Genomic DNA, 20,821 nt, shown 5'->3' with positions numbered 1-20,821 from the left:
TTTATCCGCTGAGCTTAATACCCATCAACCAGCAATTCTATATTGTCGTACCGGGTGACGAACCATCGCATCGATATCAATGCCGTCTAGCAACCAGTGCAATTGCTCAACGTCAAGCTGCATGATTGTTTCCTGACGCTGCGGCCAGCGGAACTTGTCGTCAGTTAATCGCTTCAATATGAGTACAAAACCTGAGCGATCAAAGAACAAAATCTTCATCCGGTCGCGACGGCGGTTGCAAAATGCAAAGATCGCCAGTGCAAACGGGTCAAGCTCCATCTCCTCCTGAACAAGAACCGCAAGGCTATTGATCCCGGCTCGGAAGTCGATGGGATCACGGTGCAGATAGACCTGAACTTCAGAAGCAAAACTAAACATCGCTCACGGCTCCGATGACCGCCGTTAATGCCCGCACATCGTCGCATTCCAGCGACAGCTTTATCCCATTGGGCAAGGACACAGTCAGCCTCGCTACAGAGGAGAACGAGGCGATCTTCGCAGGCGTCGGCCGCATCTCACCAGAATTACGGGATTTCAGGGCCAGCGCGCGAGGCCTGTCACTTCTCGTCACGACATCATCTGCAGCAGATTCAACCCGAACCGGAATAAAGGCTGACCCTAAAGGCGGCGATGGCTGCAGGGTATCCATCTGCGCCTCCTTATGCTTACGCACCCACTTGCGCACAAGGTTCGTATTTATCCCGTGATCAATGGCAACACGCGATAGCGAAGTGCCCGGCTCGAGCGCAACCGCAACAACCTGCTTCTTCCATTCGCGATCATAGTGATGGTTCCCTTGACGGTCCACAAACGTAAGCGCTCATTTCCCTGCATGTTCTTGGGCAAAGTAATGAGGTCTTGTAACAAAGCCGCTGTTGCCGTCTGATCAAACTTATGCTCAAGCTTTTTGGGAAAGCGCTATTAGCTTAAGGAGTCCAATTTGGAGATCATCGGTTATCGGACAGAAACTGCGGTCGGCACAGCGGCTGAGCAACTCGCTGCAATCCGGGTAGAAGCCATGCGTCCAAGCCTTGAAGCCGTCGGAAGATTTGATCCGGATCGCGCTCGGGAGCGCTTCTTGTCGTCCTTTGATCCAAAAGATACAGAGATCATCTATCTAAATGACAGAATTGTCGGTTTCTATGTTTTGCGTAAACACTCCGATCATCTTTACCTGGACCACCTCTACATCGTTCCCAACTCTCAGGGGCGCGGCATCGGCCAGAGGGTGATCAAGGCTCTAAAGAGGCAAGCGGAGACATGTGGATTACCCATCAGGCTTCTGGCCCTGAATGGAAGTCCGTCCAACAAATTTTACCGCTTTTGCGGATTTGAATTTGTTTCTGCTGATACGCTTGACACTATTTACGAATGGCGACCTGCGCAGTCTGTGAGCAGCGGATAAAGTGATAAGTCGCTTGGCCAAAACCAGCATGCAATTCAATATACGTTGTGGCGATTTGACGGTGCCATTATCGGTTGAGCCTTAGGCTATTGAAGTTGAATGGCAGCAGGTCGACAATATTGGTATCGTCGGGTCGCTGCGGCAGTTCGGTGAGGACGTGCTTAAGCCATGCAAATGGTTCAACGCCGCATGCACGACAGGTCAGCATGAGACTGTAGACGATGGCGCTGGCCCGCGCTCCGTCTATGGTATCGCTGAAGAGCCACGATTTCCTGCCGGTGGCAAAAATTCTGATATCGCGTTCCAGCAAATTGTTGTCGATCGGCACGTTGCCGTCTTCGGTGTAACGCGTCAGATATTGCCATTGATTGATCGTATAGGAGACCGCATCCTCAAGCTTGCTTTCCGGCAAAACCTTCGGAGCTATCTTGTCGAGCCATTCCTTGAGGGCATTCAGGACCGGAATGCTGTGCTGTTGGCGAAAGCGACGAATGCAGTCTGCCTGCGTTTCACCGTCATTCGGGCATTCATCGCGAGCCTGTTTTTCAATCCGGTAAAGCTGCTCGAAGAACTTCAGCGCCTGCTCTGCCGGTCCACCGCCTTTCTTTCTGGCACGCAGCGCTTCGACAAAGCGCCGCCGCGAATGCGCCATGCAACCAATATGTGTGGCACTTTTCAAAGTGCGCCAGGCCGTATAACCATCGCTCATCACTATGCCGCGATAGTCACCGAGAAAGGCCTGGGGATATTGCTGCCCGCGACCGGGCTGATAATCGAGCAGCACGATCGGTTCAACGCTGTCTTCGCCACTCCGGTATGCCCACATGTAGGACGTGCTGGTGGCAGCCTTGTCCTTTTCTTTCAGCACCTGAACCGTGGTCTCGTCGCCGTGAATGAGTGTCTGCGATCTGAGCCGGAGTTTCAGTGCGTCATAAATACGAGAGAGGTGCTTTTCGCTCGAACCGATCACCCAATTGTTGATTTCCACGTAGAAGTGAGCCGGAATTTTCACCGAGAAGTGAGCCACCATTAATTATGGATTCCGGCTTATGCTTAGGTCAAGTCATTGGTTTTTTCCTTTGTCTTTTTGAGCTGCTGCTGCAGAACTCGCTTTAAATCTGAAGCTATCGTTTCCAGTTTCCAGGATATGACAGCGGTGCGTCAGTCTATCGAGAAGTGCCGTCGTCATCTTTGCATCGCCAAAGACGCTGGCCCATTCGCTGAAGCTGAGATTGGTCGTGATGACAACGCTGGTACGCTCATAGAGCTTGCTGAGCAGGTGGAATAGAAGTGCTCCCCCTGACGCACTGAATGGCAGATATCCAAGTTCGTCCAGGATCACCAAATCCAGCCGTGTTAAGTTCTCAGCAATCTGGCCTGCCTTACCCTTGGCCTTTTCCAGTTCAAGTGCGTTGACGAGCTCAATGGTTGAGAAGAAACGAACCTTGCGCCGATAATGTTCGATGGCATGAACACCGATGGCTGTTGCGGCATGGGTCTTCCCTGTTCCCGGTCCGCCAATCAGCACGATATTCTGCGCCTCATTGAGGAACTCACAGCGATGTAGCTGTCGTAAGCTTGCTTCATTGATCTCGCTGGCTGCGAAGTCAAATGCCGAGAGGTCCTTATAAGCAGGGAAGCGGGCTGCTTTCATGTGGTAGGCAACAGAACGAACTTCTCGTTCGGCCAGCTCAGCTTTGAGCAGTTGAGACAGGATCGGAACTGCAGCTTCAAAAGCGGGCGCACCCTGCTCGATGAGGTCAGTAACCGCCTGTGCCATACCATGTATCTTCAAACTGCGAAGCATGATGACAATAGCCCCACTGGCAGGATCATGACGCATGACGGCCTCCCGTTAGCTGCATGCGTAGATCATCATACCGCTCAACGTTGGCTTTAGGCTCATGCTTTAAGTTCAATGCCTGCGGAGTGTCGAGGTTTGGTCCGTTGCTTGTCTTACCATCAATCAGTCGGTGCAACAGATTTAGCACATGGGTTTTGGTCGCCACACCTTCGCAAAGAGCGAGTTCCACAGCCGTAAGTACGGCCTGCTCATCGTGTTGCAACACCAATGCCAGTATATCAGCCATCTCGCGATCTCCGCCGGGGCGACGAAGCATAATGTCCTGTAACTGTTTGAAGGCAATCGGTAATTGAGCAAAGGGCGCGCCATTGCGCAAGGCACCTGGTTTGCGCTGGATCACTGCCAGATAATGATGCCAGTCATAAATTGTGCGTGCAGGCATTCTGTGTGATCGGTCAATGATACGTGGATGTTCACATAAGAACTGCCCTTCTGCGACGATGACAAGTCGATCAGGATAGATCCGCAGACTAACCCGACGGTTCGCAAATGATGCCGGTACACTGTAGCGATTACGCTCAAAGTTAATCAGGCAGGTCGGGGAGACACGCTTGCTTTGCTCAACAAAGCCGTCAAATGCTACTGGCATTGGCATCAGTGATGATTGTTCACCCACCCAAACATCCGCAATTGATCCAGTAAGAGTGCCATGCGGGATCTCATTCCAAAGCTCAATACAACGCTGTTCCAGCCACCCATTAAGTGCATCCAGATCGGGAAAGCTGGGTATTGGTTGCCACAAGCGCGGGCGAGCATCTTGCACATTCTTCTCGACCTGCCCCTTCTCCCATCCAGCAGCAGGGTTGCAGAACTCTGGCTCGAAGACATAGTGGTTCGCCATGGCAAGAAAGCGCATGTTGATATGCCGTTCTTTGCCACGGCCAACCCGGTCAACTGCCGTCTTCATGTTATCGTATATACCGCGTTCGGGCACACCACCCAGGACGCGCAACCCGTGCCAATGGGCATCGAACAGCATCTCATGGGTCTGAAGCAGGTAAGCCCTGACCACAAATGCTCGACTGTGAGACAATTTAAAATGCGCAACCTGTAACTTGGTGCGTTCTCCACCCAGCACAGCAAAATCCTCACTCCAATCAAATTGAAAAGCTTCACCCGCGCGGAAAGTCAGCGGAATGAAGGTTCCGCGCCCGCTTGTCTGCTGCTCCCGTTGGCGATCTGCACGCCAGTTCCTAGCGAAGGCTGCAACCCGGCCATAAGATCCGTCAAAACCAAGAGCGACCAGATCAGCATGAAGTTGCTTCAGATTACGGCGTTGTTTCCGCGATTTACCTGCTTCAATTTTTAGCCATGCTGCAAGCTTGTCTGCGTAAGGATCAAGCTTGCTGGGTCGATCCGGTGTCGCAAATTTAAGCTCAATCGTACCCGAGGAAACATGCTTTGTAACAGTATTGCGTGAAAGACCAGTCCGCCGTGCAATCTCACGGATCGAGAGCTTGTCCCGCAAAAACATGCGGCGAATGATGTTCAAAAGTCCCATGTGGATCACTCCGTTGTCCTCCGCTGCACAAAACAGTGGAGGCAGGGTCACATGGCTCAGTTCTCAATGGAAATTACCCGCAATTCCGGGGGTGCGGACGAAAACTTGGACTATCATGGAGCTAGTTCATGTATTCCTACGAAGACCGGATGCGAGCAGTTGCGCTCTACATCAAGCTTGGCAAACGCCCGAAAGCGACTATTCGCCAGTTGGGCTATCCAAGCAAGAATGCTTTGAAGGGCTGGTACCTGGAATATGAGCACCTTCTTGATCTGCGTTTAGGATTTGCGCCCCGAGCCCCAAAGTTCACACAGGCGCAGAAGGAAGCGGCTGTTGAGCACTACCGCACACATAGTCGTTGTGTTTCTGCAACGATGCGCGCCTTAGGCTATCCAGGTCGTGCAACGTTGACAGCATGGGTTCGTGAGGCGTTTCCTGAAGCTCGAAAAGCGACAGTTGGTAGAGTTGGTCCTCCACGATATCCGGAGACGTTGAAGAAGGCTGGCGTCGTCGGACTTTATAATCGGCAAGAAAGTGCGCAGGCCCTGGCCGAAAAGCTCGGCGTATGCAGACCGACACTGTATAACTGGAAAAACCAGTTACTTGGTCCGGAGGCTCCCGCAATCATGAAACGCAAGAACAACTCACCGCCAGTGCCAGAGCGAAAAGAATTAGAGCGCCAGCTCGAAACACTGCAGCACGATATTCAGAAACTGCAGCTTGAGCACGACCTTTTGAAGAAAGCGAATGAAATTCTAAAAAAAGACCTGGGCGTCGATCTGCAACTCCTGAATAATCGGGAGAAAACGCTGTTGGTTGACGCCCTAAAAGATCTTTATCAACTCCCGGATCTGCTTGCTCAGTTGGGACTGGCGCGCAGCTCATATTTTTACCATCGAACCCGCATGAGGATGAGCGACAAGTACCTCACTATTCGTCAAAACATCACCGAAATCTTCGAAGCCAACCGTCGATGCTATGGCTACCGCAGGCTACAGGCGTCATTAGCCAAACAATGCGTTACAATCTCAGAGAAGGTTGTGCAGCGCTTGATGAAGCAGGAGAACCTGATCGTTGCCACGCCAAAGCGGCGGCGATACCGCTCTTATCTCGGAGAAATCAGTCCGGCACCCGAGAATCTTATTAATCGCGACTTTCAGGCCACAGCCCCAAACGAGAAATGGCTGACCGATATCACTGAATTCCATATTCCGGCTGGCAAGGTGTATCTCTCGCCCATCATCGACTGCTTCGATGGTTTGGTCATCAGCTGGTCTATCGGAGTGAGACCAGATGCGGAATTGGTCAATACGATGCTTGATGCCGCCATAGAAACTGTCACAGGTAGAGATGAGTGGCCAATAGTACATTCTGATCGGGGAGCACACTATCGCTGGCCGGGTTGGCTATCGAGGATCAGTGATGCGAAGCTGGTGCGCTCAATGTCCCGCAAGGCGTGCTCCCCAGATAACGCTGCATGCGAAGGCTTCTTCGGAAGGCTGAAAACAGAACTCTTCTACCCCCGTGATTGGAAGACCACCACACTTGAGCAGTTTATCAAGGAAGTCGATGACTATATTCGATGGTACAATGAGAAACGGATCAAAATGTCACTTGGCGCACGAAGCCCAATCGAATATCGAAACAGTCTTGGCATTGTAACGTAAAACCAGTCCAAGTTTTTATCCGCACCCCCTCCGGCTCACTTCTGGGTGGAAATCAACACCAGTCGCTCAGAAACATCTTCGCCAATGCAATGCATGCAACCACCGCAGGCGCAAATCAGACTTTCCGGTTCTATCACTTCGTCGATACGTGGCAGGTGCTTTGGAAGAGAACCGCGATTGATGGCACGTGGCTTTGAGGCAGGCTTGGTGGATGCTGTATCCGCTTCATCCTCCGCATGGATCGCCGCAATAGCTGTTTCCAGATCTTCCAGGGCCAGATCAAACTGCTCTGGATTAATCTTCTCTGACTTGCGTCCAAAAGCGGCCTGTTTGAAGGCTGCAACCAGCTTCTCCAGCCGCGCAATCCGATCATCCTTACGAAGACCGAGCGCTGTTGCTGCAATCAGAAGCGCCTTCAACTCAGCAATATCATTGGGAAGATCAGAGGCATCCAGCATGGGCTAAACTTACCAAATCCGGCCTTGATATGCTTGAGGATTATGCTGCCAGAGTCATCGTGCCGCAGCTATGAGACAGGTGCTCAATAGCTATTCAACCGTAATCGGCGCTCTCACCTCCACTGCGCGCACACGTCGCCAGTCAAGCCCAGCAAACAAAGCCTCAAACTGTGCATGGTTCAACGACATCAGCCCATCCCGGATCTCTGGCCAGCTGAACGTATGGGCTTCCAAACGCTTATAAGCCAGAACCATACCTGTGCCATCCCAGTAGATCAGTTTTAGCCGATCGGCCTTGCGCGAGCGAAAAACAAATACAGTTCCAGTGAAAGGATCTTTGCGCAATTCGTTCTTCACCAACGAAGCTAGCCCGTCATGCCCTCTGCGGAAGTCAACAGGCTTTGTTGCCACCATGATCCGCACCCGATTGGAAGGAAATATCATGATGAGACTGCCAGTCCACGTGCAACTGCAACAATACGCGAAATCGGCGCACCCGATTCAAGACGTACTGTCACTGAACCAATGCATATCTCCACGCAGCTGGTGTCAGAGCCCGGTTGTTCCGCCAAGGGCTCGCTGATCACCAACCCTGCGAATTCTATTCCGTCTTCCGGTGCTGGCAAAACCAGTTGACCGCGCTTGGCTAGCGTTCGCCACATAGATAATCTGTTTGCTCGAACACCATAACGCTGCGCCACATCAACCACACGGGCACCAGGCCGAAGCGTTTCTGAGACCAGTCTGGCCTTGAATTCCGGCGTCCATTTATTGCTTCCCCCGCTAATACTCTTCTCAGGGGTGAGAAACTCCACCGTAGGCCCCATGGGGAAACTCCTTCATCCATCCATGAAAAGCCCTTCGCAGATCAAACAGCGCGAGAAAATGTGGGGCCGAAACAGCGGTTACTATTCACCGGAAATCTGAGGCGATCACGCGGGGCGCGCGCATGCTGCGCACCGCCCTTGGCCCCGCCATCGCCCGGTTTCTGGAAGACCCGTCGATCGTCGAGGTGATGCTCAATCCTGACGGCCGGCTCTGGATCGACCGGCTTTCTGAAGGCCTCTCCGATACCGGTGAACGCCTGTCACCTGCGGACGGAGAACGGATCGTCCGTCTGGTGGCGCACCATGTCGGCGCTGAAGTGCATTCCGGCGCTCCACGTGTTTCAGCCGAACTCCCCGAGACGGGAGAACGGTTCGAGGGCCTTCTGCCCCCCGTTGTCGCTGCGCCGAGCTTTGCGATCCGCAAGCCGGCCGTCGCTGTCTTCACCCTCGACGATTATGTTGCCGCCGGGATCATGAATGTTGGCCAAGCCGAGGCATTGCGGCAGGCCGTTGCGTCTCGCGCCAATATTCTTGTCGCGGGCGGCACCTCAACCGGCAAGACCACCCTCACCAACGCGCTACTCGCCGAGGTCGCCAAGACCTCCGACCGCGTCGTGCTGATCGAGGATACCCGCGAGCTGCAATGCGCTTCGCCGAACCTTGTGGCCATGCGCACCAAGGACGGCGTGGCGTCGCTCTCCGATCTCGTTCGGTCATCGCTACGTCTGCGCCCCGATCGTATTCCGATCGGCGAGGTGCGCGGCCCCGAAGCGCTCGATCTCCTGAAGGCCTGGGGAACCGGCCACCCCGGCGGGATCGGCACCATCCACGCTAGCACCGGCATCGGTGCGCTGCGCCGTCTCGAGCAGCTCATTCAGGAAGCCGTCATCACGGTGCCCCGCGCGCTGATCGCCGAGACCATCGATCTGGTCGCCGTGCTGTCGGGCCGCGGATCGCTGCGCCGTCTTGTCGAACTCGCCAGCGTCCAGGGCCTCGGCCCCGACGGCGACTACCGCGTCATCCCCGCAACCGATGCCCCCAGCCCAACAGGAGACCTTTCATGATCCGCCGTCCCTCGCGTATCCGTCGCCACATCGCGACGGCCGCCGCTGTCACCTACGCCACCCTGGTCCTCGCACCGACCGCCCATGCCTCCGGCTCATCCATGCCGTGGGAAGCCCCGCTCCAATCGATCCTGCAATCGATCGAAGGCCCGGTCGCCAAGATCATCGCGGTGATCATCATCATCGTCACCGGCCTGACGCTTGCCTTTGGCGACAGTTCTGGCGGCGCCCGCAAGCTGATCCAGATCGTCCTTGGTCTCTCGATTGCGTTTGCTGCCAGCTCGTTCTTCCTGAGCTTCTTCAGCTTTGGCGGCGGAGCGCTTGTCTGATGGCGAGTTCGCTTGAAAACCTGGCCGAAGTGCCGGGCTTCATAGTGCCGGTCCACCGGGCGCTGACCGAGCACATCCTGCTCGGCGGAGCCCCGCGTTCCATAGCCATCGTCAACGGAACGCTCGCGGCCGCCCTCGGCCTCGGGCTGCGCCTCTGGCTGGTCGGCATCGCGCTCGGACTGCTCGGCCACTTCGCTGCCGTCTGGGCGGCCAAACGCGATCCGATGTTCGTCGATGTCGTGCGCCGCCATCTGCGCATCCCCGGCCATCTCGGCGTTTGAGGAGCCACACCATCATGATGAACCTCGTAGAATATCGCCGCACCGCCACCCGCCTCGCCGACTTCCTGCCCTGGGCAGCATTGGCCGGTGACGGCGTGGTGCTGAACAAGGACGGCTCCTTCCAGAGGACCGCGCGGTTTCGCGGGCCGGATCTCGACAGCGCCGTGCCCGCCGAACTGGCGGCCGTTGCCGGACGGTTGAACAACGCCTTCCGCCGCCTCGGCTCCGGTTGGGCAATTTTCGTCGAAGCGCAGCGCCATGCCTCCGCCACCTATCCGGCCAGCCGCTTTCCCGACGCGGCATCAGCCCTGTTCGATGCCGAGCGCAAGGCGGGGTTCGAGGAAGACGGCACGCATTTCGAGTCCAGCTACTTCCTGACCTTCCTTTATCTCCCACCCGCCGAAGATGCGGCGCGCGCGGAGAGCTGGCTCTATGAGGGCCGCGAGCAATCCGGCGTCGATGCACGGGAAATTCGCCGCAGCTTCGTCGACCGCACCGACCGCGTGATCCAGCTCGTCGATGGCTTCATGCCGGAATGCGAATGGCTCGATGATGCCGAGACCTTGACCTATCTGCACGGCTGCATCTCGACCAAACGGCACCGCGTCCGCGTGCCCGAAACGCCGATGTATCTCGATGCGCTTCTGGCTGACCAACCGCTAACCGGCGGGCTGGAGCCGCGCCTCGGCGCCTCCCATCTGCGCATCCTCACCATCGTCGGCTTTCCGACCGCGACAACGCCGGGAATTCTCGACGAACTCAACCGGCTGGCCTTCCCCTACCGCTGGTCGACGCGGGCAGTGATGCTCGACAAGACCGACGCGACCAAGCTGCTGGTCAAGATCCGCCGCCAATGGTTCGCCAAGCGCAAGTCGATCGCATCGATCCTCAAGGAGATCATGACCAACGAGGCCTCGGCTCTCGTTGACACCGATGCGTCGAACAAGGCCGCCGATGCCGATCTGGCGCTTCAGGAACTGGGCGCGGATTTCGCGGGGCAAGCCTATGTCACCGCGACCGTGACAGTCTGGGACAACGATCCCCGGATCGCTGCCGAAAAACTCCGGCTGGTCGAAAAGATCATTCAGGGCCGCGACTTCACGGCGATGGCGGAAGGCATCAACGCCGTGGACGCCTGGCTCGGCTCCCTGCCCGGCCATGTTTATGCCAATGTCCGGCAACCACCCATCAGCACACTCAATCTCGCCCACATGATCCCGCTCTCGGCGGTGTGGGCGGGGCCGGAACGGGACGAGCATTTTGCAGCGCCCCCTCTGCTCTTCGGCAAGACCGAAGGCTCGACCCCGTTCCGGTTTTCCCTTCACGTTGGCGATGTCGGCCACACCCTGATTGTCGGCCCCACCGGCGCGGGCAAGTCCGTCCTGCTGGCGCTGATGGCCTTGCAATTCCGGCGCTATCCCGGCGCACAGGTCTTCGCCTTCGACTTCGGCGGTTCGATCCGGGCAGCCGCACTCGCCATGGGTGGTGACTGGCATGATCTTGGCGGGGGCTTAAGCGAAGACGCCGACGACAGCGTTTCGCTACAACCGCTCGCCGGCATCCACGATGTCCCAGAACGCGCTTGGGCCGCCGACTGGATCGTCTCGATCCTCACCCGCGAGGGCGTAACCATCACGCCGGAAGTGAAGGAATATATCTGGACGGCGTTAACCTCGCTGGCCTCCGCCCCAGTGAATGAGCGCACTATCACCGGCCTCGCCGTGCTGCTGCAATCCAACGATCTGAAACAGGCGCTGCGACCTTATTGCGTGGGCGGCCCTTATGGTCGGTTGCTAGACGCCGAGGCTGAGCATCTCGGCGCGGCATCCGTGCAGACCTTCGAGACCGAGGGGCTGATCGGCACGGGTGCGGCCCCCGCCGTGCTCTCTTATCTCTTTCACCGCATCGAGGACCGGCTCGACGGTTCGCCGACCATGCTGATCATCGACGAGGGCTGGCTGGCGCTCGACGATGACGGCTTCGCCGGTCAGCTCCGCGAGTGGCTGAAGACCCTGCGCAAAAAGAACGCTAGCGTCGTCTTCGCCACGCAAAGCCTGTCCGACATCGACGGTAGCAACATCGCTCCCGCCATCATCGAAAGCTGCCAGACGCGGCTTCTGTTACCGAACGAGCGGGCAATCGAGCCGCAGATCACCGCGATCTACCGGCGCTTCGGTCTGAACGACCGGCAGATCGAGATCCTCGCACGCGCCACGCCCAAGCGGGATTATTACTGCCAGTCCCGCCGCGGCAACCGGCTGTTCGAGCTGGGCCTGTCCGACGTGGCCCTGGCGCTCTGCGCCGCCTCTTCCAAAACCGACCAGACCGAGATTCAGCGCATCGTCGCTGAACATGGCCGCGAGGGCTTCCTCGCCGCATGGCTGCGCCACCGCGATGTGGCCTGGGCCATCGACCTCATCCCCGACCTCACCCTCCAGGAGAAACTACCATGATCATCCGTCGCTCCCGCGCGGCCCTCATTGCCGCCACCCTTTTTGCCGTGCCGGTGGCGCTGTCGCCGGTCTTTTCAGTGCCCGCCCATGCGCAGTTCGGGCGCATCGTCTATGACCCGACCAACTACAGTCAGAATGTGCTGACGGCGGCGCGCACGCTCCAGCAGATCAATCAACAGATCACGTCCCTTCAAAACGAGGCGACGATGCTGATCAATCAGGCCCGCAACCTGGCGAGCCTGCCCTATTCCTCGCTCCAGCAACTCCAGCAGTCTGTCCAGAAGACGCAGCAACTTCTGAGCCAGGCGCAGAACATCGCCTTCGACGTCCAGAAAATCGATCAGGCCTTCCAAACCCAATATGGCAATGCGTCGATGTCGGCGTCGGATCAGGCGCTCGTCGTCGGCGCGCGCGACCGCTGGCAGAACACGGTCGGCGGTCTTCAGGACGCCATGCGCGTGCAGGCCGGTGTTGTCGGCAACATCGACACCAACCGCGCCGAGATGTCGGCGCTGGTCGGCCAGAGCCAGGGCGCGACCGGAGCGCTGCAAGCGACCCAAGCTGGAAACCAGCTTCTCGCCCTTCAGGCCCAGCAGCTTTCCGACCTGACTGCGCTGCTGGCCGCCAACGGCCGCGCCGGCGCTCTCTCCGCTGCCGAACAGGCTGCGGCGGCCGAACAGGGCCGCGAGCAGCGCCGCCGCTTCCTGACGCCCGGTTCCGGCTACCAGCCGGGCAACGCGCAGATGTTCAACAACGGCAACTGAGCCCGGAAAGGGAAACACCATGGACGGCAAGATGCTGGCCCGCCTGGGCGCCATCATATTCGTCGCGATCGCCATTACGGCGACCGCCATCGAGATGACCCGTGAGGAGGAGATGCCCGCAGCCCCCTCCGCCCGGCAGCTTCAGCCGTCCAGCGCCGATCCGCTGCGCGCCGGGCAGCGGCGCTGCCAGCTCCTGGGTGAAGCTGCGACCCGCGATACGGAATGCCTGGGCGTCTGGGCCGAGAGCCGTGACCGCTTCCTCGGCGTCCCCTCACCCGTCGCACCCGTATTGCCGGCCGCGCCGCATCAGAACGAAGGACAATAATCATGGGCGGCACTGGCGTCATTGACCAATTCCTCCAGGTCTTCACCAGCTACATCGACAGCGGCTTTGGCCTGCTCGGCGGCGAAGTCGCCTTCATTGCCACCACCCTGATCGTCATCGACGTGACGCTGGCCGCCCTGTTCTGGTCCTGGGGCGCCGACGACGACATCGTCGCGCGCCTGGTCAAAAAAACCCTGTTCGTCGGCGCCTTCGCCTACATCATCGGCAACTGGAACAATCTCGCGAAGATCGTCTTCGACAGTTTCGCCGGGCTTGGCCTCAAAGGGTCAGGCACCAGATTCACGACCGCCGAATTGCTGTGCCCCGGCAAGGTCGCCCAGACCGGCCTCGATGCGGGTCGACCGCTGCTCGAATCGATCTCCGGCCTGATGGGCTACTGGTCCTTCTTCGAGAACTTCATTCAGATCGCCTGCCTGATGTTTGCCTGGGCGCTGGTGCTGCTCGCCTTCTTCATTCTCGCCGTCCAGCTCTTTGTCACGCTGATCGAGTTCAAGTTGACGACATTGGCCGGCTTCGTGCTCATTCCCTTCGGCCTGTTCGGCAAATCAGCCTTCATGGCCGAGAAGGTGTTGGGCAATGTGATTTCTTCCGGCATCAAGGTGCTGGTGCTCGCCGTCATCATCGGCATCGGATCAACCTTGTTTGGCCAGTTCACCGCAGGGTTCGGGGGAGCAGCGCCTAGCATTGATGACGCCATGGCGATCGTGCTGGCGGCACTGTCCCTTCTCGGTCTCGGCATCTTCGGCCCCGGCATCGCCAACGGCCTCGTCTCTGGCGGTCCGCAGCTTGGAGCTGGCGCTGCCGTCGGCACCGGGCTTGCGGTTGGCGGTGCGATGATGGCTGGCGCTGGTGCTGCCGGTCTCGCGGCCAGAGGCGGCGCTGCTGCCCTGTCCGGTGGAGCTGCCGCCGTTCGTGGTGGCGCCGCGGCCGCCGGCGGCGCATCGACCGCCTATAGCCTCGCCTCTGACGGTCAAACCGGCGCAGGCTGTGTGGCCTCCGGTCTCGGCGGTGTGACGAAAGCCGCAGGCTCCGCCGCCGTCTCGCCCCTCAAGCGCGCCGCGTCCAAAGCCACCAACAGCGTCAAAACCAGCTTTTCTGACGGCGCCAAATCCGCCTTCGAGACCACGGGCGGGTCCTCTGAGGCTGCATCTCCTGCCGCATCTGGCGGCGAGCCGGCCTGGGCAAAGCGCATGAAGCGCTCGCAATCGATGTCCCACGGCGTCTCGGCCGCCGCCCATGCCGTGCGCTCCGGCGACGCCCATGGCGGCGGCTCTTCCATCAACCTTTCTGAAAGTGACCGCTGATGAGCATCTTCAAACGCCCCGCAACCCACTATGGCAAATCACCCGAACCCGAAACACCCTACCAGAAGGCCTCTCAGGTCTGGGACGATCGCATAGGTTCGGCGCGCATCCAGGCTAGGAACTGGCGCTTTATGGCCTTCGGCTCGCTGATCCTGTCGGCCGGTTTTGCTTCAGCCTTGGTCTGGCAGTCGGCGCGCGGCACCGTCGTTCCCTGGGTCGTACAGGTCGACAATCTCGGCCAGTCGCAGGCTGTCGCCCCGGCAACCGCCGACTACCGGCCGACCGATCCGCAGGTGGCCTGGCATCTCGGACGCTTCATCGAGCAGGTCCGTTCGATCCCCGCCGACGCGATCATCGTTCGCCAGAACTGGCTGCGTGCATATGAGTTTACCACTGATCGAGGAGCGGCCGCGCTCAACGATTACGCCCGCGCCAATGATCCCTTCACCAAGGTCGGCCGGGACCAGATCGCCGTCGAGGTATCGAGTGTCATCCGGGCATCGCCCGATAGTTTCCGCGTGGCCTGGACGGAGCGCCACTATGAGAACGGCCAGCTCTCCGGCACGCAGCGCTGGACAGCGATCCTCACGATTGTCCTGCAGCCTCCGCGTGACGCCGAACGGCTGAAGTCCAACCCATTGGGCATCTACGTCAATGCGATCTCCTGGTCGCGGGAGATGAGCCAATGAACACAGTCATCAGACCATCGGACCGACAGGCGAGTAAAAACCCAGCCCTTCTCGCGGTTCTCCTCGCCGCAACCACGCTCGCCGGCTGCGCCACGATGAAAAAGCCGCCGGAGATCAGCTACGATTCCGATGTTCCGCCACTGCCAGCCGTCCCGACTGTCGTGACAGAACAGGCGCCGCGCCCCTTGCATTTTCCCCCTGGCTGGACAGTTAGCCGGGGCGGCACCGCGGCTGCAACGCCTGGCGGACGCGTCGAAAACGCCAATGCCGCCGCCCGCGTTGAGCCAAGACGCGAGGGGTATTACAACGCCATCCAGATCTACCCCTGGAGTGAAGGCGCGCTCTATCAGGTCTATGCTGCTGTCGGCCAGATCACCACAATCGCGCTCGAACCGGGTGAGATCCTGACCGGCGCAGGTCCCATCGCAGCCGGTGACACCGCGCGCTGGATCATCGGCGATACCGAAAGCGGCGCTGGCCTGAGTCGCCGGGTGCAAGTGCTGGTCAAGCCGACGCGCGCCGACATCGCGACCAACCTCATCATCACCACCGATCGTCGGACCTATATGATCGAGCTGCGCGCCCGAGAGGCCCTCTACATGCCAGCCGTCGCCTGGGCCTATCCCGCACAGCCGGGATCGCGGCAGACCGTGCCGACCACGCCCATTATCCCGGCCGCGACGGCTCGGAACTACCGTTATGGTCTCACCGGCGGCAATCCACCATGGAAGCCCGTCTCCATCTATGACGATGGCCGGCGCGTCTATGTCGAGTTCCCGCGCGGCATCGTGCAGGGCGAGATGCCCCCACTCTTCGTCATCGGCCCCGACAGCGAAGCGCAGATCGTCAACAGCCGCATCCACCAGCATATCCTTATCGTGGACCGCCTGTTCGGCGCCGCCGAGCTGCGTCTTGGCAGCGGCGACCGCCAGCAGGTCGTCAGGATCGTTCGCACCGACGGAAGGCCCGCATCATGAGTGCTACAGACAACAGCAGAAGTGAGCCAACCGGATCTGACGACGATTCCGCCATCTCGCTGGCGGGTGCGTCCGGCGATTCTGCGCCGACAATGCGCCTGCGCGCCGAGGCTCCGCGAGTCACCCGCCTGTCGCGCAAGGTTCTGGCCGGGCTTGGCGTCGTCACCGCGCTCGGTGTCGGCGGCGCGCTGATTTACGCGCTTCAGACCCGCGAGGCAGGCCCTGGCGGCGAAGAACTCTATTCCGTCGACAATCGCAGCACGGCGGACGGCCTGGCCGGCCTGCCACGCGACTATACCGGTCCGGTTCTCGGACCTCCTCTTCCCGGCGATCTTGGTGGCCCGATCCTTGACGCTCAGAACCGTGGCCAACCCGTCGTTCCCCCGACCATGGCTGGCGCACCGGGGATGGATCAGGAAGAGCAGCGCCGCCTTGCGGAAGAGGAAGCGGCCCGCACCAGCCGGGTGTTCTTCCAGACCGAAGCCCGACCCGGCGTCGGCGCAGCGGCTGGCGGCGCAACGCCGGACTTCGCAAGCATGGGTCTCGCAGGTCAGGGCGGCGCGCAGACGGCACAGGATCGTCAGGGGGCCTTCCTCAATGCCCCTGTTGATCGGCGCACCGTCTCGGGCGATCGCGTCGCGGCCCCGGCTTCGCCCTATGTGCTTCAGGCCGGAGCGGTGATCTCGGCGGCGCTCATCACCGGTATCCGCTCCGACCTTCCCGGCCAGATCACTGCGCAGGTCACGGAAAACATCTACGACAGCCCAACCGGCCGTATCCTGCTCGTGCCGCAGGGCAGCCGCATCATAGGCGAATATGACAATGGCGTCGGGTTCGGGCAGCGACGTGTGCTGCTGGTCTGGAACCGGCTGATCATGCCCAACGGGCGCTCGATCGTTCTGGAACGTCAGCCCGGCACCGATGGTCAGGGCTATGCCGGTCTGGAGGACGGGGTCGATTATCACTGGTGGGATCTCGCAAAGGCCGCAGGGCTCTCGACCCTCTTGTCCATTGGCGCCGAGCTTGCCGTCGATGACGATGACCGTCTGCTCCGAGCAATCCGCGACGGCGGCCAGGATACCATCAACGACGCCGGACAGCAGATCGTGCGCCGCCAGCTCAATGTCCAGCCGACACTCACCATCCGGCCGGGTTTCCCGGTCCGGGTGGTTGTGACCCGCGATCTTGTTCTCGAACCCTATGGAGGCTGACATGACCAAGTTGAAACTCGGACCAATCTTCGAAGACAAGCCGGTCAAGATCACCATCGATTTACCCGGTGAGCTGCATCGTGATCTGGTCGCTTATGCCGAGGTCATGGCGCGCGAAAGCGGCCAGAGCGCAACGGACCCGAAGAAGCTTATCGTGCCAATGCTAGAGCGGTTTATCGCGACGGATCGCGGCTTTGCAAAGGCACGGCGAGTACAGGGACAGCTCCGGCGGACTACGAATGATCAATTAAGCCCTTCGTGACCAAACAGGTTTCGCAGCGCTTAGAGATGAGCTTCGCGAGACTGAGCAAGCGCCGGAAAGCGGGATTGTCGTTGCGTGGCGACCATACGGCACAAAAGGGCAGAATCTCTCCGGCGAGCGGGCGATAGGTAACGCCTGGGAACTTTGTAGCTATGGTCGCCTCGCTGGTCAGCGTGAGGCTTTGCCCTTGGGCCACAATCTGCATCAGCGTGTCACGATAAACCGCGTGTAACTGAACATTCGGAATATGGCCTGGCCGCGAAAGATGCTTTACCAGATAGTCTTGGATCTCCGGCCCAGCCTGCGCCTTGCTGACGACGAATGATCGGTCCTGCAGATCGCTCCAAGAGACCTCTTCAATCTCGGCCAGTTCGTGCTTTTCTGACATCGCTACATAGATGCGTTCATTCCAAAGATGCGCAAGATCGCAACCCTCGGCCACTGGACCTCCCGTCAGAAACGCGACGTCCAGTCGATGCTGCCGAACCGCCGTGATATGGTCCGCCGCATCTCCTTCCGCATAATCAATCTGCACTCCCACATGGCTCTCGCCGTATGTGTCCACCAAATTGGCAATGAAGCCGGAGGCCATCGAGGACATCAGACCAATCCGAACAACGCCCTCCTGACCCCGCCCGACGACGTCAACATCTGCGGCTGCACGGGCGAGATGGTTCAGCGCCTTGCGCACCCTTCCGATGAATCGCTCGCCCGCACCCGTAAGGCTGACGCCGCCATGCCCGCGAATGAACAGGGCAGCGCCAATTTCATCCTCCAAATCACGGATGCGCCGACTAACCGTCGAAGGCTCGACGGATAGGGCGCGCGCAGCACGCCTGAAGCTCCGTTGTTCCGCCGCCGCGAGGAAATATCGCAAATGGCGAAATTCAAACTTCATTCGGCCGTCCTCTGCTCAATAACAACCGAGAAATAAATCGTATTGGTGATATATGGGCGGAGCGTGTCCCCAATGAAGTGGAAGATCATTTTTTCAACGTTGATCAACGCAACTGCCGGACAACTCCACATCTACATCCCCCGCTCGGTTCCAAACCCTCCTGACGGCCAGGCATCAACTGGAAAAACGTCCTCGGCCGCCTTATATCTGCGCGTGCCTGGAAGCGGTGGATAGCTCGGCGGTCCGGCAAAGCACTGTGCGATATCCATCCACCGTTTGGCATCGCTACCGACTACAAGCAATGATGTATCGGCAATATTCCGTGTCTGGGTAACGACCTGGCAAAAGGCTACCGCATCGCCGCATATGGCATCTTCGCTGTGCTCGTTAATCCAGGCCCATTCTGCCCCCGACGGCGCAGTCAGGCGGACACTCGGTCGCTGGGCGGGGGGCTCGATTCCCTTGACGGAAAAACTCCATCCGAACGTGTTCATTCCCAGAACCGCAATGCTCTTGATCCGGTCGGTTTCCTGCCGCTCGATACCAAGCAAATCATATATCGCCTGCCCGTGCGCCCACGTTTCCATGAGCCGAGCGGAGATGCAGGATCTTGCGCTCATAGAGGGCCCACCCCAGCTTAACCGCTGTCGGGGATCTATACTTCGAAACGTCGCGGTGACCTGTTCAGCGCCAAGCCACCACTCCTCAAGCAGGCCAGCGCCGTAAAGCCCGCCAAACTCGCCGCGCTCGAACTGCCGCACGTTCTGTTGCTCTATATATGGCCTTGCCCGAGTGAAATAGGTCTCAAAGTCTACCGCGCTACGGGTGGTGAGTAACGCTGCCAGGTTCCATGCATGCAGGTGCCGGACGATGTCAGCAATGGTCCACTGCTTGAATTGCGTGGGAAGGTGTTGAAGTATCTCCATTTTCCCATCGAGAAGCTTGTGTAACCCCCGGCTTTCTTCATGGAAATCCACCGCTTCATTCATGCTTGCAGCCCGGTCGGCTGAAAATGTTTTCTCAACTCGGATTTCAGGATCTTGCCGTAATTACTCTTTGGCAAGGCGTCGAGAACGATATAGTCCTTTGGACGCTTGAACCGGGCTATGTGATCAAGGCAAAGCTTGTCCAGATCGCTCTCGACAATCGTCTGACCAGGACGTGGCACGACAAAGGCGACGACTTCCTCGCCCCAATCCGGATGAGGTCTGCCCACGACCGAAACTTCCAGAACGCGCTCGTCCATCAGCAATATCTCTTCGACTTCACGGGGATAGATATTGCTTCCGCCGCTGATCACGACGTCTTTTGAACGATCCCGCAAGGTGAGAAGGCCCCACCTGTCGAGTGATCCAATGTCGCCCGAGTAAAGCCATCCATTCTGGATGGCTTTTTGCGTTGCTTCCTCATTCTTCCAGTATCCCAGCATCGTTACGTCGCTGCGGAAAATTACCTCTCCGAGTTCGTCGGTTGTGCAATCCTCACCGTCCGCAGTTACAACGCGGATTTCCATACCCGTCCTCGGAATGCCGACGCTCGCCAGACGCTGCTCATATGCAGGATGCGAGGCGTCGACGTGCATGGTTTTCGATAAACCAGTGCCGGTCATCGGGGACTCCCCTTGTCCGTAGATTTGGTAGAGCCTCGGCCCGAAAACATTAATGGAACGCTTGATGTCCTCGACGTAAGTCGGGGCACCGCCATAGAAGATGGTGTTGATGTGTTCGACGGGTATCGAACCCACCCGGGAATGATTGGTGAGTCTGGTCAGCATGGTGGGCGCGACGTAAAAGGTGACACCTTCGTATGTCCCAAGAAGATCGATCAGTTCGTCAACATCGAAGCCACGGCTGACTGGAATTACCTGATTTGACCCCTTCATCAAATGGGGCAATGCATAAAGCCCGGCACCGTGCGACGTCGGCGCAAGATGCAGGTAGCAACTCTTTTCCGACACCTGCTCGATGTCGGCGTAGTAGCGCAGGGTCATTGCAAGCAGATTACCATGGCTGAGCATAGCGCCCTTGGGACGGCCCGTTGTACCGCTGGTGTAAAACAACCAGGCCACATCGGACTCATTCACGTCAACCGTTGCAAGCGACGGCCCGGATGCCAGCGACTGGAATGGCTCATCATCTACATTGATCACATGCTTCAGGCAGGCTGGCGTTCCAGTCGCCAGTCCCGTCGCGAGGTCTTCAGTGGTAAAACAAACAGAAGCCTCCGCATTTTCGATAATGTAGAGCAACTCCTTGGTATGAAGCTTCGGGTTCATGGGAACTGCACACAGTCCGGCGCGCCAGCAGGCCAGCAGAACTTCGATGTAGGCTGGACCATTTGTCATCGCCAGCGCGACACGGTCGCCGACCCCGAGACCGAATTTGTGACGAAGCTGATAGGCCAGTTGTCCGACACGTCTCTCAAGATCAGCATAGCTATAAAGCAGCTTGGCACCGCTGGATACGGCGGGCCTGTCTCTATATTGCAGGGCGATTGATGGCAGGAATTGAGCAATGTTCAT

General features: G+C 58.6%; 22 protein-coding genes and 2 pseudogenes. 13 read left to right on the top strand and 11 right to left on the bottom strand.

Annotated elements, in window-relative coordinates:
• Positions 1 to 24 precede the first annotated feature (24 nt).
• Together tnpB (CES85_RS08990) and tnpA are read right to left on the bottom strand one after the other, a co-directional pair.
• Positions 25 to 378, bottom strand: coding sequence for an IS66 family insertion sequence element accessory protein TnpB (gene tnpB / locus CES85_RS08990; RefSeq protein WP_095445550.1), 354 nt, complete (start codon positions 376 to 378; stop codon positions 25 to 27).
• On the bottom strand, positions 371 to 808 hold the full coding sequence (tnpA, locus tag CES85_RS08985; RefSeq protein ID WP_095445549.1) for an IS66-like element accessory protein TnpA: 438 nt from the start codon (positions 806 to 808) through the stop codon (positions 371 to 373). The genes tnpB (CES85_RS08990) and tnpA overlap by 8 nt, the downstream gene beginning before the upstream one ends.
• Before the next feature lie 132 nt (positions 809 to 940).
• Here tnpA and CES85_RS08980 point away from each other — a divergent pair, with 132 nt between their 5' ends.
• Positions 941 to 1,405 carry a GNAT family N-acetyltransferase gene (locus CES85_RS08980; protein WP_208636268.1) on the top strand — a complete coding sequence of 155 codons (465 nt, stop codon included), beginning with the start codon at positions 941 to 943 and terminating at the stop codon, positions 1,403 to 1,405.
• Positions 1,406 to 1,472: 67 nt separating this feature from the next.
• On the opposite strand, the pseudogene tnpC reads toward CES85_RS08980, so the two are convergent.
• The 3 genes and pseudogenes from tnpC to istA all read right to left on the bottom strand — a co-directional run.
• Positions 1,473 to 2,387 (bottom strand): annotated as a pseudogene (gene tnpC / locus CES85_RS08975) (IS66 family transposase); the annotation flags it as partial.
• Positions 2,388 to 2,468: 81 nt separating this feature from the next.
• Entirely contained in the window at positions 2,469 to 3,248 is a 780-nt protein-coding gene (istB, locus tag CES85_RS08970) for an IS21-like element helper ATPase IstB (RefSeq protein ID WP_095445548.1), read from the bottom strand.
• On the bottom strand, positions 3,238 to 4,770 hold the full coding sequence (istA, locus tag CES85_RS08965) for an IS21 family transposase (RefSeq protein WP_095445547.1): 1,533 nt from the start codon (positions 4,768 to 4,770) through the stop codon (positions 3,238 to 3,240). The genes istB and istA overlap by 11 nt, the downstream gene beginning before the upstream one ends.
• 128 nt (positions 4,771 to 4,898) lie before the next feature.
• Between istA and CES85_RS08960 the strand changes: the two genes are divergently transcribed.
• Complete coding sequence (locus CES85_RS08960; RefSeq protein ID WP_095445546.1) at positions 4,899 to 6,437, top strand: IS3 family transposase; 1,539 nt, start codon at positions 4,899 to 4,901, stop codon at positions 6,435 to 6,437.
• 41 nt (positions 6,438 to 6,478) lie between these two features.
• Here the strand turns inward: CES85_RS08960 and CES85_RS08955 are convergent.
• The 3 genes and pseudogenes from CES85_RS08955 to CES85_RS27130 form a co-directional block, all read right to left on the bottom strand.
• A pseudogene (locus tag CES85_RS08955) lies at positions 6,479 to 6,895 on the bottom strand (transposase domain-containing protein); the annotation flags it as partial.
• Positions 6,896 to 6,985: 90 nt separating this feature from the next.
• Complete coding sequence (gene tnpB / locus CES85_RS27135) at positions 6,986 to 7,339, bottom strand: IS66 family insertion sequence element accessory protein TnpB (protein WP_138787576.1); 354 nt, start codon at positions 7,337 to 7,339, stop codon at positions 6,986 to 6,988.
• A complete protein-coding gene (locus CES85_RS27130) occupies positions 7,336 to 7,722 on the bottom strand; it encodes a transposase (RefSeq protein WP_157743443.1) in 387 nt (128 codons plus the stop codon). The genes tnpB (CES85_RS27135) and CES85_RS27130 overlap by 4 nt, the downstream gene beginning before the upstream one ends.
• 122 nt (positions 7,723 to 7,844) lie before the next feature.
• Between CES85_RS27130 and trbB the strand changes: the two genes are divergently transcribed.
• The 11 genes from trbB (at position 7,845) to CES85_RS08895 (ending at position 17,402) form a co-directional block, all read left to right on the top strand.
• Complete coding sequence (trbB, locus tag CES85_RS08945) at positions 7,845 to 8,786, top strand: P-type conjugative transfer ATPase TrbB (RefSeq protein WP_095445545.1); 942 nt, start codon at positions 7,845 to 7,847, stop codon at positions 8,784 to 8,786.
• A complete protein-coding gene (locus CES85_RS08940; protein ID WP_095445544.1) occupies positions 8,783 to 9,115 on the top strand; it encodes a TrbC/VirB2 family type IV secretion system protein in 333 nt (110 codons plus the stop codon). The genes trbB and CES85_RS08940 overlap by 4 nt, the downstream gene beginning before the upstream one ends.
• A complete protein-coding gene (locus CES85_RS08935; protein ID WP_095445543.1) occupies positions 9,115 to 9,396 on the top strand; it encodes a VirB3 family type IV secretion system protein in 282 nt (93 codons plus the stop codon). The genes CES85_RS08940 and CES85_RS08935 overlap by 1 nt, the downstream gene beginning before the upstream one ends.
• 14 nt (positions 9,397 to 9,410) lie before the next feature.
• A complete protein-coding gene (trbE, locus tag CES85_RS08930; protein ID WP_095445542.1) occupies positions 9,411 to 11,849 on the top strand; it encodes a conjugal transfer protein TrbE in 2,439 nt (812 codons plus the stop codon).
• Positions 11,846 to 12,613 carry a P-type conjugative transfer protein TrbJ gene (gene trbJ / locus CES85_RS08925; RefSeq protein ID WP_095445541.1) on the top strand — a complete coding sequence of 256 codons (768 nt, stop codon included), beginning with the start codon at positions 11,846 to 11,848 and terminating at the stop codon, positions 12,611 to 12,613. The genes trbE and trbJ overlap by 4 nt, the downstream gene beginning before the upstream one ends.
• Before the next feature lie 19 nt (positions 12,614 to 12,632).
• A complete protein-coding gene (gene trbK-alt / locus CES85_RS08920; protein ID WP_095445540.1) occupies positions 12,633 to 12,938 on the top strand; it encodes a putative entry exclusion protein TrbK-alt in 306 nt (101 codons plus the stop codon).
• A gap of 2 nt (positions 12,939 to 12,940) precedes the next feature.
• Positions 12,941 to 14,263 (top strand): P-type conjugative transfer protein TrbL, encoded by a 1,323-nt coding sequence (gene trbL, locus CES85_RS08915; RefSeq protein ID WP_095445539.1) that lies wholly within the window; start codon positions 12,941 to 12,943, stop codon positions 14,261 to 14,263.
• Positions 14,263 to 14,952, top strand: coding sequence for a conjugal transfer protein TrbF (trbF, locus tag CES85_RS08910; protein ID WP_095445538.1), 690 nt, complete (start codon positions 14,263 to 14,265; stop codon positions 14,950 to 14,952). The genes trbL and trbF overlap by 1 nt, the downstream gene beginning before the upstream one ends.
• Positions 14,949 to 15,929, top strand: a complete 981-nt coding sequence (gene trbG / locus CES85_RS08905) for a P-type conjugative transfer protein TrbG (protein ID WP_095445537.1) — start codon at positions 14,949 to 14,951, stop codon at positions 15,927 to 15,929. Before trbF ends, trbG begins: the two co-directional genes overlap by 4 nt.
• Before the next feature lie 92 nt (positions 15,930 to 16,021).
• Positions 16,022 to 17,140 (top strand): TraB/TrbI/VirB10 family type IV secretion system protein, encoded by a 1,119-nt coding sequence (locus CES85_RS08900; RefSeq protein WP_208636296.1) that lies wholly within the window; start codon positions 16,022 to 16,024, stop codon positions 17,138 to 17,140.
• 1 nt (position 17,141) lies between these two features.
• On the top strand, positions 17,142 to 17,402 hold the full coding sequence (locus CES85_RS08895; RefSeq protein ID WP_095445535.1) for a DUF2274 domain-containing protein: 261 nt from the start codon (positions 17,142 to 17,144) through the stop codon (positions 17,400 to 17,402).
• Here CES85_RS08895 and CES85_RS08890 read toward each other — a convergent pair.
• The 3 genes from CES85_RS08890 to CES85_RS08880 form a co-directional block, all read right to left on the bottom strand.
• Entirely contained in the window at positions 17,374 to 18,300 is a 927-nt protein-coding gene (locus CES85_RS08890) for a LysR family transcriptional regulator (protein ID WP_095445534.1), read from the bottom strand. The two genes, CES85_RS08895 and CES85_RS08890, sit on opposite strands and share 29 nt — an antisense overlap.
• Positions 18,301 to 18,431: 131 nt before the next feature.
• Positions 18,432 to 19,289 (bottom strand): TIGR03084 family metal-binding protein, encoded by an 858-nt coding sequence (locus CES85_RS08885; RefSeq protein ID WP_095445533.1) that lies wholly within the window; start codon positions 19,287 to 19,289, stop codon positions 18,432 to 18,434.
• Positions 19,286 to 20,821: a class I adenylate-forming enzyme family protein gene (locus tag CES85_RS08880; protein WP_095445532.1), complete on the bottom strand. Its 1,536-nt coding sequence runs from the start codon at positions 20,819 to 20,821 to the stop codon at positions 19,286 to 19,288. Before CES85_RS08880 ends, CES85_RS08885 begins: the two co-directional genes overlap by 4 nt.

It is taken from the genome of Ochrobactrum quorumnocens, assembly GCF_002278035.1.
In the GTDB taxonomy this organism is placed as follows: Bacteria; Pseudomonadota; Alphaproteobacteria; order Rhizobiales; family Rhizobiaceae; genus Brucella; species Brucella quorumnocens.
Note: the sequence above shows the minus strand (reverse complement) of the source record. Positions and strands in the feature narration are given on the sequence as shown.